At 52.5% G+C, this 11,334-nt stretch carries 10 protein-coding genes; 1 reads left to right on the plus strand and 9 read right to left on the minus strand.

Features of this window, described 5'->3' with window-relative positions; translation table 11 throughout:
* Window positions 1–44 precede the first annotated feature (44 nt).
* The 8 genes from EBB_RS13565 to EBB_RS13600 form a co-directional block, all read right to left on the minus strand.
* Window positions 45–452, minus strand: coding sequence for an ExbD/TolR family protein (locus tag EBB_RS13565; RefSeq protein ID WP_192394345.1), 408 nt, complete (start codon window positions 450–452; stop codon window positions 45–47).
* Between the two features lie 2 nt (window positions 453–454).
* Window positions 455–1,150: a MotA/TolQ/ExbB proton channel family protein gene (locus EBB_RS13570; protein ID WP_192394346.1), complete on the minus strand. Its 696-nt coding sequence runs from the start codon at window positions 1,148–1,150 to the stop codon at window positions 455–457.
* A gap of 149 nt (window positions 1,151–1,299) precedes the next feature.
* Window positions 1,300–2,106, minus strand: a complete 807-nt coding sequence (locus tag EBB_RS13575) for an energy transducer TonB (protein WP_192394347.1) — start codon at window positions 2,104–2,106, stop codon at window positions 1,300–1,302.
* A complete protein-coding gene (locus tag EBB_RS13580) occupies window positions 2,103–2,420 on the minus strand; it encodes a hypothetical protein (protein WP_192394348.1) in 318 nt (105 codons plus the stop codon). The genes EBB_RS13575 and EBB_RS13580 overlap by 4 nt, the downstream gene beginning before the upstream one ends.
* Window positions 2,421–2,435: 15 nt before the next feature.
* On the minus strand, window positions 2,436–5,657 hold the full coding sequence (locus EBB_RS13585; protein ID WP_192394349.1) for an efflux RND transporter permease subunit: 3,222 nt from the start codon (window positions 5,655–5,657) through the stop codon (window positions 2,436–2,438).
* A complete protein-coding gene (locus EBB_RS13590; RefSeq protein WP_192394350.1) occupies window positions 5,650–6,813 on the minus strand; it encodes an efflux RND transporter periplasmic adaptor subunit in 1,164 nt (387 codons plus the stop codon). Before EBB_RS13590 ends, EBB_RS13585 begins: the two co-directional genes overlap by 8 nt.
* Entirely contained in the window at window positions 6,810–8,189 is a 1,380-nt protein-coding gene (locus EBB_RS13595; protein WP_192394351.1) for an efflux transporter outer membrane subunit, read from the minus strand. Before EBB_RS13595 ends, EBB_RS13590 begins: the two co-directional genes overlap by 4 nt.
* A gap of 107 nt (window positions 8,190–8,296) precedes the next feature.
* Entirely contained in the window at window positions 8,297–9,517 is a 1,221-nt protein-coding gene (locus EBB_RS13600; protein WP_225587438.1) for a PepSY-associated TM helix domain-containing protein, read from the minus strand.
* Window positions 9,518–9,790: 273 nt separating this feature from the next.
* Here EBB_RS13600 and cysC point away from each other — a divergent pair, with 273 nt between their 5' ends.
* The gene (cysC, locus tag EBB_RS13605; protein WP_442785863.1) at window positions 9,791–10,336 is read left to right on the plus strand and encodes an adenylyl-sulfate kinase; all 546 of its coding nucleotides are present in this window, start codon (window positions 9,791–9,793) and stop codon (window positions 10,334–10,336) included.
* Between the two features lie 43 nt (window positions 10,337–10,379).
* On the opposite strand, the gene EBB_RS13610 is transcribed toward cysC, so the two are convergent.
* Entirely contained in the window at window positions 10,380–11,333 is a 954-nt protein-coding gene (locus EBB_RS13610) for a FecR family protein (RefSeq protein WP_192394352.1), read from the minus strand.
* Between the last annotated feature and the right edge of the window lies 1 nt (window position 11,334).

Genomic DNA, 11,334 nt, shown 5'->3' on the forward strand with positions numbered 1-11,334 from the left:
ATAGTCACTCTTATTTAAGTTACTCTGAATAAATACCACTGCTATTACTCTATTGTCACAAACGACAACTTACTGACTCCCGAACGTTGCGCACTAGCCATTACCTTGGCCACCGACTCAAACACTGCGGCTTTGTCGGCTTGTAATTGCACGCTGATGTCGGGGTCGCGTTCTTGCAAGGTTTTCAGTTCGGTTTCCAGACTGGTTAATGGCACAGCCTTGTCGTCCAGCAAGGCTTCACCACTGGCAGTGACGGCCAGAATGGCGACGTGTTTGTCCGGCGTCGGCTCGGTCTGTTCGGTTTTGGGCAGTTTGACTTTGATCACTTGCGTCAGTAAAGGCGCGGTGACGATAAACACCACCAGCAGTACCAACATCACATCCACTAACGGCGTGACGTTGATTTCACTCATTTCGCCGCCTTCATCTTCGCTGGGAAATTGCATGGACATGATCAGACCTCCTGAGGTTGTGGTTGTTGACTTAAGTCGTTTTCGATACAACTGCGCAAAAAGTCGGTAGCGATATGCTCCAGGCTGGCTAGGACTTGGCGGTTTTGGCGCAGGAAGAAGTTGTAAGCAATCACCGCCGGAATGGCGACGGCAATGCCCAGCGCGGTAGCGATCAAGGCTTCACCGATGGGACCGGCCACCACTTCCAGGCTAGCCGTGCCTTGGGCGCCGATGTCTTTCAGGGCGTGCATGATGCCCCAGACGGTGCCGAACAAACCGATAAACGGCGAGGTACTGCCAATACTGGCTAACCAGCCCAAGCCAGAATCCAGCAAGGCTTTCTCTTTTTGCAATTGCTGACGCAAGGCGCGCTCGATCAGTTCGTGCCAAGCAGCGTGTTGGGTTTGGCGGTCATGCGGCAGGCTTTGGGCGCGGGCGTAAGTCAGACGACCGACGGTCAACACTCGTCCGGCCTGAATCGCTAAGGGGTTTTCTGGGTGGTTGTCGATCGCATCCATGGCTTCCAAAGACACGGCACCACTCAAACGTTGCAACAACTTATGGTTACGGTAACGGTGCCAAGCGATTTCACCGGCCTTAAGCAAAATTACGCTCCAGGTGACGAGTGAAAAGCAACCCAGCATACACAGGGTGCCATCGACGATGGCGGTTTCGGAAAAGCTAAACAGGTGGTCCATAAGGTTCTCGTTATTGTTTTAGGTTTTTAAAATCGTGGCTTGCTCCGTCATCCTTGTGGTACCAGGATCATTCTTAATCCAGGCCTATCTACGTCCAAGTTGTCCGCCCTCCATAGCCTGGGGGTTGCAAACCCTCTTGGGGGAGCTGTTCAATCCAGTTCAAAGGTAATCGGTACGGTTACCCAGCAGGGTTCTGCCGTATCGCCACGCTTGGCCGGTACAAAGCGCCATTGCTTTACTGCATCCAACGCGGACTCATCCAGCGTGTCGTAATTGCTGGAACGCTGAATGTTGACTTGCAGGGCTTTGCCATCCGCTCCGACATAGACCCGCAGAAGCACCGTGCCTTGCCAATGGCGTTGCCGGGCTACCATGGGGTATTCCGGTTTGGGGTTATTCAGATACGCGGCATTGCTGTCGGCGGGCACATAGGTATCATTGCGTGGTGCTGCCAAGGCGTTGTTGTTTAAGGTTGGCGGCGCAGCCGCAGCGGGCATCGCCGGTGCAACCGGTTCCGGTTCCACGGATTTGCGCTCTTCCACCTGCTTGACCAGCCGTTCCGACGGTTTGGGCTTAGGCTTGGGTTTGACCTTGGGCTTATCCAGCTTGGGCGGAGTTATGGGTTTCGGTGGTTGCGGCGGCGCAATCGGTTGATTGGCGACCGGCGACGGCGGGGCCGACAGTTCCATGGAAATCATCGGCAACGGTGCTGCCGCCGTAAACGGCAGCGGTGCCGGACGGCTGACATACCAGAACAGCAAACCGGCGTGGAGTAAGGCCGCAACCAGCACGGCTGAGGTCACGGCCGCCGAACGCCGATAGCGGTTGCCGGGTATCGGCGCCGACAGCAAAAACGGCTGCGGGTCCGGTAAGCCTTGCGCCGTTTGGATAAACGAACGCTGGGTAGTAGCCAGCCCCGCCGTTTGCGTGATCGAATGCCACAGTGCCAACGTCACCGTCCCCCCGTCAGATTTAGATTGGGTGTGTCAGAGTCCTTGGTAGCGTTACGATTGGCGGTGAGGCGATCAAGCGGACTCAAGGTTTTACTATTCAGACGAATATCTTGAGTTGATCGCGATAGCTGATTTTCCAGTTGCAGGATCTGCTGTTGCAACACCTCCTGGTTACGCAAAATCAGCTGAAGCTGCTCTTGCAGATACTCAAAATGAATCTGGAAATAACGCGCGGACGGAAACACATTCGCGGCTTGTTCAGCGGGTACCACCATCGGCGGATCGAGTCTGGATTTTTTGCGGGATTTACTTAACATGCAACGTCTCCTTCCTTAGTACTTTTTAGGATATTGGGCATGACACTCCGCTGGCTGAGCAAGCGACGGACTGGAATCAGTGATATTCCTGGCATGTTGCTGGGGATCGCGACGGGCGATAATCGCGTAACAGACCGGCGTCAAAATCAGGCTGGCCGTCATGCCGATCAGCAAACCGGCTGACAGCGACAAGGTCATCGGAATCAGGAACTGTGCTTGCGGGCTGGTTTCCAGCAGCGTCGGCAGGAAGCCGGCAAAGTTTGTCAGAAATGCCAGCAGGATGGCCCGAAATCGTGAGCTACAAGCATCGATGATCAGGTGTTCAAGCGGTTGGTCGTCCTCGCCATGCTGGCGGATGTAATCTAGTAACACCAAGCTGTCATTGACGACGACCCCGCTGGCAGCGATCATGCCGACCAAGGATTCCATCGACAGCGGCAAGCCAAATGCCCAATGCGCCAACACCGCCCCGCACCACGCCACCGGCGCAGCCAACAAAAAGATCAAGGGTTTTGAATACGATTTAAACGGCACGGCGATGAGCGCATAAATCACCAGCAAGGCAATCAAGGTGTTTTTGGCAAAGGCTGCCAGTATGGCTTCCTGTTCCTGACGTTGTTGACCGATTTGGACGGTCAGGCCGGGCAAGGCTTGCTGCAAAGCCGGTATCTGGTTTGTTTCCAGTTGCGCATACAAGGCATTGGCATCGGCCAACGCCGGATTAACGCGGGCTTGAACTTTAAGCACCCGTTGCCGATCCTCCCGCACCAAACGAGAATAACCCGGCGCCAGTTGAATATCCGCTAATTCACCCAGTGGCGCAGTCGACCCATTCGGCAAGCGGATGGGTTGCTGTTTCAGGGTTTCCAACGATTGCCGTTGACCCAATGGATAACGCACCATGACTTTGACTTCGCTGCGGCCACGCAAAAACCGATGCACTTCATCGCCGTAATAGCCGTGATGGACTTGCTCGGCCAGTTGTTCCAGGCGCAGCCCCAAGCGTTCGGCATTGGGTTTGAGGCTGAGTTTGATTTCCGGTTTGCCGGGTTCGCTGGAATCGACCACATCGTAAACGCCGGGTAGCACTTGCAATTGTTGTTTGAGGTGTGCGGCGGCAGTGGGCAGCAGCTCAGAATCGGTGGCACCTAGCAGCAATTCGATGTCATACGGCACATCACCTTCCTTGTAGATAAAATCCACCTTGCCGCGGCCAATGTCGCCGATGCGCTCACGCCATTGGCGGATAAAGTCTTCGACTTTGATGCGTTGCCGGCCTACCGGCGAGAACTCCAGCCAAATCCCGGCACCGTGTTCCCAGATGATGGTTTCGACGCCGACGATGACACTGTTTTCATCGGCGTGAGCGGCTTTGACCGTGGGACTTGTTGGTAGGTTGTTCTGCTGTAGCCCATCCAACTCATCACGCAAACTGAATAAGGCCTGTTCCACTTTGGTCGCTAAGGCTTTGGCTTCGCTATACGGCGCACTTTGCGGCAACTGCATGGATACCCAGAAGCTATCCTTGGTCACGTCGGGATTGATCGATTGCCGAACCGTATCGCTGGCGACCAGTGCCGCACAAAACACGATCAGCCCCAAAAACAAAGACGCCGTTAAATAGCGCCAAGCGATGGCGGATTCCAGAAACGGGCGGTAGACCTGCTCGACAAAACGATCCAGTCGGTGGTTCAAGCGTTGGCGGATGCGTTGCAGGCGACTGGGATTAACTGTTGACTCCACATCACTAACCAGATGCGATGGCAGAATCAGCAAGGCCTCGACCAAGGAAAATACCAAGGTCAAAATCATCACCAGACAAATCGGCTTCATCATTTGTCCGCCCCAGCCGGGCAGGAACAAGCCGGGCAGAAAGGCCACCAGAACAATTAATACCGACAGAGTTACCGGCAAGGCCACGTCTTGCACGCCTTGGATGGTGGCTTGTAGAGGGGAACGTGGTTTTTTTCCTGGCTCCGGATTTTGGCATTGACGTTGATGGACGCTTTCACCAATGATGATGGCGTCATCCACCAGAATGCCCATCGCCAGCAGAAAGCCGAACAGGGACAGCATATTCAGCGACACATCCAAAGCAGGCATCAGCCAGAACGCTCCCAACACCGAGGTAAAAATCCCCACCCCCGCCCAGAGTGCCACCCGTACCCGCAAGAACAGCGACAACACCAAACACACTAGCAAGAAGCCACTCAGACCGTCTTCCAATAGGGTATCGATGCGTTCATCGTAGGCTTGTGAATCATCCCACCAGGTAATCAGTCGCAGACCAGCGGGGAGTTGTTGGCGAAGCCGTTCAACGGTCGCTTTCACTTGCCGCGCCACGGCCACGCTATCCTGGGTGGTATGCACTTCCCAACCTTGGGCGATTTCGCCGTTGTGATGCCACTCGGACAAGCGTTCTTCCAAGCCGTCCTTAATGTTGGCGATTTGATTGAGCCGGACGCGATTACCGTCCGGTAAAGTTTTGATGATTAACGCACCGACCGCATCGGCATCTTTAGCCCGTTGATTGACCCGTAACAGCAACTCGCCATTGGGGTTCTTGATCAAACCGCCGGGTAAATCCACTGAGGCCTTGCGCACCGCTTGCGCGACTTCATCCAGCGTCATCTGGTATTGGCGCAGTTTGTCGGGTGAGATTTCAATCGCCAGCTCATAAGCCATTTCCCCATAATTGCGGGCTTTGCTGACGCCGGGAATTGCCGCCAATTGCTGCTGAATGTGCTCACCGAAGCTTTGCAGGGTGAAGGCGTCGGTGTTGCCGTGCAAAGCCACCCAAATCACACCGTCGTCCTCAGTGCGATTGCCCGGCAGCACCTGAATTTTTTCCAGTTGCTTGGGTAATTTAGGGATGGCTTGCACCTTACTTTGCACACTGGCCATGACTTGTTCGCGCGATACCTCGGGCAATATCTCGACGTCAATCTTGCAGTAATCGCCGCGAATCTCGCTGTGCAAATGCTTGACACCGGGAATATCGTGAATCGCTTCTTCAATGGGCACACATACCGATTCTTCAACTTCTGCGGTACCGGCGCCAGGGTATTGGGTGTTGACCACAATCTGATGCGGACTAAAGCGCGGAAACACTTCCTTATCCACATCGGCAATGCCCATTAAGCCGCCACTCATGATTAAAAGCATCAGCAAGTTGGCGGCAACAGGATTGGCGGCAAACCAAGCCAGTAAATTTCCGGAGCGCAGGCGTTTAGTCATTCAGCACCTTGAGCGTTGTGCCGGCAATGGCAATGGGCAATTCAGAAACAATCACCCGATCACCCGGATTTAAACCGGCTTGAATCACCACCGCATTGGTTTCGCTGCGGACGATCTCCACAGGACGAATCTCCAGCTTTTGCTCGATATTGACCAATTTGACGGTCTGCGTCGGACTAATGGCATTGCGCGGCAAGCGATAAACACCGGCGCGTTCGGCGCCTTCAATCTCGGCATGTACAAACAGGCCTTTTACCAACGGCGGTCGATTGGCGATGGCTTGAAAAGGTTGGTTGACCTGTGCAACTAGGTACCATTGGCCACTGTCTTCGGACACGGCCGCTTCGCTGCGGACAATCTGGCCCAGCCATTGGTGCTGGCTGCCACTCAATTCGGCAGTCAAGGTCACCTTAGGCCATAGACTGGCATCACGCTGCGGCAAGGCTAAGGGCAAATTCAAAAACCCCAGTTGGTCACTGCTGATCGGTAAACGTACTTCGGCTTTATCGCTAGCGTAAATCCGCGCCACTACCGCACCCGATGCTAAAAACTGGCCAACGCCAGCCTGTTTAGTCAGAATGCGCCCGGCAAACGGTGCGTGTAGCTCACAGCGGCTGCGATTGAGTTGGGCTTTCGCTAGATCGGCTTGCGCGGCTAGCAGTTTGGCGTGGGCTTCGGCCAATTGCGGTTTGCGCAAGGCCAGTTCGCTGGCGTCGCCTTCGCCCAGGGCCTGCCATTCGCTGTGGGCTTGTGCCACTTGTGCCTGTTCGGCGATCAACACCCGCTTAGCTTCGGCAACGCGGGCTTGGGCTGCGGTAATGGCGTAGTCGTAATCGCGAGGATCGATGGTGAGCAGTAACTCACCGGCTGTGAAGAAGCCACCCGCGACCAACGCCGGATGCATCTGCACCACTTTGCCCGCCACTTCGCTGACCAGATCGATTTCCTCGCGCGGCGTGACGACACCTTGCGACACCACATTCAGGCGCAGGGTTTGCGGCTCAACGCGCATTACGCTGACTTCGGGAATGGTCGCAACAGTCGCTTGAGATTCAGTCTTGGGACGCAAGGCAAATACCGCCCAACTGGCAGCGGCAGTGGTCAGCAACACGGCGACCGGTAACACGATTTTGAGTGACGCAGCCGACCACTTCATACCGCACCGCCCAACGCTAGATACAGACTAATCCGGTTGGTGAGCAATTGCCGCTGCACCGCCAGATGGGCGCTTTGCGCATTCAGCGTACTGCGATAACTGTCCAGCAAAGTCAAAATCTCGATCAGACCTTGCCGGTAGGAATACACCGCCAGTTTGCGGCTGGCTTCGGTTTGTGAAACGGCTTCGCGCAAGGCTTGCTCCTGTTCACGCAAGTGGCTTTCGGCGGCCAAGGTCTGTTCCACTTCGCGGAAGGCTTTCAAGGCTACGCTTTGGTACTGGTTATACGCGTCTTCGACGTTGGCTTGTTTGAGGCGAATATCGGCTTGTAAACGATCGCCGGTGAACAAGGGTTGTGCCAAGCCAGCCGCTAGATTCCAAGCGGCGGCACGGGGATCGATGATTTCGGTCAGGGCCGGGCTGCTGGTGCCACCGATGGCAGTTAAAGTGACGCGCGGCAGCAAAGCCTTCTCGCTGCTGGCCAAGCGTTGATCGGCAGCTTGTAAGCGCTTAAAGGCTGCCACCACGTCCGGCCGGCGGTTGAGCAGTTCGGACGGTAAACCGGCGGCCAGGGTTACAGGCGGCTCTGGCAAATGCTGCGCTTTGGTAGGGGCAAACTCATTCGCCGGATAGTCAACCGTCGTAACATCAAAACTAGGATAACGCCCCAGCAAGGTCTGCAACTGCTTATGCAGCAATTGCACATCATTGTGCATCTGGGCTGATTGTGCTTCTGCATTCGCCAAGTCAGTCAATGCCAGCCGTAAATCCAGACCACGGGTCAAGCCTTTATTGAAGCGACCACGCACCAACTCGACAATCACGCTGCGGTCTTTGACAGACTGCGCCGCCACTTGGGCCTGCAATCGAGCCTCTAGCCATTGAAAGTACACCTGAGCAAGCCCTGCCGCTAACGACAAACGCGCGGCCTGATAGTCTTCGCTCACCGCCACTGCTTCTTCCAGCGCGGCTTGTTGGGACGCTTTGATACGGCCCCATACATCCAGCTCCCAACTTAAATTGAACAAAGCCAAAAGCTGGCCGGACTCACTGCTCAAAGCATCTTTGCCACGTTGATAGCCCGGTGTGAAATACAGTTGCGGCAAACGTCCAGCGCCGGCAATTGTGGCTTGTTCCTTGGCGGCATCGACCCGCGCGGCGGCGGCTTGCAAATCAAAATTATGGATTAAACCATCCTCTATCAAAGAGGTTAACGTGTGGTCGTTGAAGGTGGTCAGCCAATCGGTAACTGATTGGTCCCTGGGCAGTGCCGGACTTTGCCATTGCGCTGGCAAAGCAATATCCAACGTGTTCGGGTCGCGCTCTGGAATCGAATGGCAAGCGGGCAGCACAATAAACGCCAACAGGGGAAACATCGCTAACCTTGATGCGTGGCTTTTTTTCGCAGTGCACTTTGCGTAGTCGATGATTGACACCCAAGACTGCGGGCTCGATTTTTGTGTGGGTAATCGTGGTATGGACATTAACGGCGTTTCTTTGACCAGATGACGACGCCTGTTACCGATAACATCACAATGACCAAGCCCAATACACAAACAAACAGTCTATACGGCAGACCAAAAACATTAGCCATATGCAAGGCCATTAACCAGGAAGTGATGGTATTGCCGTTATATTGACCGGTGGGGAGCAGCAACATTTTTTGTTGTCCGTTATTGGCGTCAATCACCACTCGCGTTTGACCTTCATGATCCTGAATATCAAGACTGCTGCGTACGCAATAGACGTAGAACCCTTTGGCTTGATTAAACCAAATGGCCACAGGTGCTTCGATTTGGAATCCGTGTTCGACAGCAGCATGGCTCATGGCCTGATGAGCCATGCGATAAGCCGCGCGTAAATCGATTGCAGGATGAACTAAGGGTTCCGGTAAATCTTCAATTTCAGTCCAGGGTTGGTGATAATCACTAACTGATTGCATGACCTTTTGATAAACAGTATCACCCAGGTTCATATAGACGCTCGACCAGGCAAATACTAATAAAGCCAACCATAGCCACAGTCCGCCAGCGCGGTGCAAATCGTAATTGATTCGAAAAGACGAGCCACGCCATTTGATCAGCCAAGCACGACGCCAGCGTTGCCAAAACGACGAGGCACTGGACTTATTGTCTTGAGCGACAAACACCTTAGCCGGTAAAGTTAAGTAAAAACCAACAAAACAGTCGATGGTCCAGATCAAGGCGGTGATACCTAAAATCCACATCCCGACATCATCCAATGCCAGGTTGAAGTGCAGCTTATAGAGAAAAGGCATGAGATTGGTCATGCCTTCAGAAATGACTCCCCAACGCCGCCGCCCCAGTTCCGATCCAGTGTAAGGATCGAGAATCAATTGATCGTAATTCAACTCAAACAATTGACCGGTTTGCTCATTTTGATGCGGTGATACCGAAAATTGTACGGCAGAGGCACTCATCCATAAGGATTGCACACTAGCCTGCGGCTCAATGCATTTATCAGCGTTATCAATGAGAGTATCAAAAGCTATAGGCGCACGGCCATTAGCTGCAACATAAAACTGGGGATTGAACGCGCCATCCAGCTCCTTGTAAAACGCCAGTAAACTGCCGGTCAATCCTACAACGACTAAGAAAATGGTCATCGCTAAACCGGTATAGCGATGAACAAGCACCCATAATGGGCGGATCTTCATAAAAACTCCAAAATCTTTATCGTTCAAATAAGCTGCAATCAGTATTAATGAGAAGACGATTTAGTCATGAAAATACCGCCTACTGACCATAGGAATTCAACGCTGAGTAACTTAAGGGCAATAATCGTCTCCCTTATAAAGTAAAGTCTTAGCGGCTTACATCATTACTCACATTATTATTGATTGGATTCATGCGCATGGAATATGGCAAAAACATTGTCTGGCATCATTCTCAAATATCACGATCTCACCGGGAAGCCCTGAACGGGGCATCGGTCGGTCATTTTGTGGTTCACTGGGTTGTCTGGAGCAGGGAAGTCAAGCCTGGCACACGCTGTAGAGGCTCAGTTGCATCAGCGAAGTTGCCGTACGTTTGTATTGGATGGTGATAACATCCGCCACGGTCTTTCGAAAGATTTAGGCTTTGAAGACGCTGATAGACGAGAGAATATCCGCCGCATTGCGGAGGTGGCCAAGTTAATGCTTGATGCAGGAAATATCACCCTAACGGCGTTTATATCACCTTTCAGATTGGAAAGAGAGCTCGCTCGGCATACCGTAGCGGATGGCGATTTTATAGAAATTTACTGCAACTGCGATTTGAAGGTCTGCGAGCAGCGAGACGTCAAAGGACTCTATCGAAAGGCAAGACTCGGTGAAATAGCACACTTCACCGGTATTTCATCCCCCTACGAGCCACCAGAAAACCCGGAGATAGTGGTTGATACCGATCAGATGAGTATTGAGGAATGTTTAGACCACATATTCAATCACTTGCAAAAAATGGGCATTTTGTCTCCCATCCCAGCCTTACCTAAAGCCTTAAAACGGTCATCGACAAAATGACTAAAGTTAGTGGAGTCGATAGTGAAATCAAAAAGATAATGGCTTAACCCACAATAACTACCCAGTCGGTTACATAAGTCATTTTAATATCCATGGTACTTTGCAATACTTTTAGCATATCGTGTGAGTCTCTAATACTTAGGCGACCATTCACTTTTAGTTGCCGCAATGAATCATCTCTAAAGAAAACCATTCCTGGATGATACCGATTGATAGCATCAATAACCGACTCCAAGGTTTCATTTTCGTACGCCAAAAATCCGTTAATCCAAGAAGTAGCCAGTTTTGAATCCAATTTTTTAGGTTGACCGATCTTGGTGTCGTAAACGGCTACCATTTCATCCTCGCCTAAAACAACAGGATCTTTCCAAATTTGATTGTCAGAGACTTCGACACGACCGGAGAGTACTTTGATCTCGTCACGCTCTTTCCGATGATTGACAAAAAATCGAGTGCCCAATACGCGCGTCGTTGAATGATCCGCATGGACTAAAAATGGGCGACTGGGGTCAGGTTTAACATCAAAAAAAACCTCCCCCTTAAATAACTCAACAGATCGTTTGCCGTCTTTCATATTGACGGCGATCGCGCTGTCTGTGTTAAGCATGGCCGTGGAGCCATCCTCTAATAGAACAGTTTTACGCTCCCCTATGGCCGACGAATAATCCGCTTTGAATAAAATCCGCATTTGACCACTAAGCGACACTGCCAGTACCAAGCACGCGGCAAGAGCCAATGGCATTCTGGTGTTGATATAACGCTTTTTAGAGTGCTTGGGGGCAATGCCATGTACTTTAGCGCTGATGCTTAGGCTTTTTAACAGATCCGTATCGCCCCACATGGCGCATACTTCATTAAAGGCGTCACGGTGCTCAGCCGCTAGATTAAGCCAATGTTCGAAAGATGTCCTATCCTCGGTATTTACGTTATCGGCGCGCAAACGGATAAACCATGCCACGGCCTGCTCGTCTATATTGTCGTTCAGATCGGAGTCCAAA

Source organism: Methylomonas fluvii, from assembly GCF_014850975.1.
GTDB classification, from domain to species: Bacteria; Pseudomonadota; Gammaproteobacteria; order Methylococcales; family Methylomonadaceae; genus Methylomonas; species Methylomonas fluvii.

What these genes read in the sequence shown, in the direction of transcription:
- EBB_RS13565 (WP_192394345.1), bottom strand. Translation starts at nt 452, where the DNA reads ATGTCCATGCAATTTCCCAGCGAAGATGAAGGCGGCGAAATGAGTGAA.
- EBB_RS13570 (WP_192394346.1), bottom strand. Translation starts at nt 1,150, where the DNA reads ATGGACCACCTGTTTAGCTTTTCCGAAACCGCCATCGTCGATGGCACC.
- EBB_RS13580 (WP_192394348.1), bottom strand. Translation starts at nt 2,420, where the DNA reads ATGTTAAGTAAATCCCGCAAAAAATCCAGACTCGATCCGCCGATGGTG.
- EBB_RS13585 (WP_192394349.1), bottom strand. Translation starts at nt 5,657, where the DNA reads ATGACTAAACGCCTGCGCTCCGGAAATTTACTGGCTTGGTTTGCCGCC.
- EBB_RS13590 (WP_192394350.1), bottom strand. Translation starts at nt 6,813, where the DNA reads ATGAAGTGGTCGGCTGCGTCACTCAAAATCGTGTTACCGGTCGCCGTG.
- EBB_RS13595 (WP_192394351.1), bottom strand. Translation starts at nt 8,189, where the DNA reads ATGTTTCCCCTGTTGGCGTTTATTGTGCTGCCCGCTTGCCATTCGATT.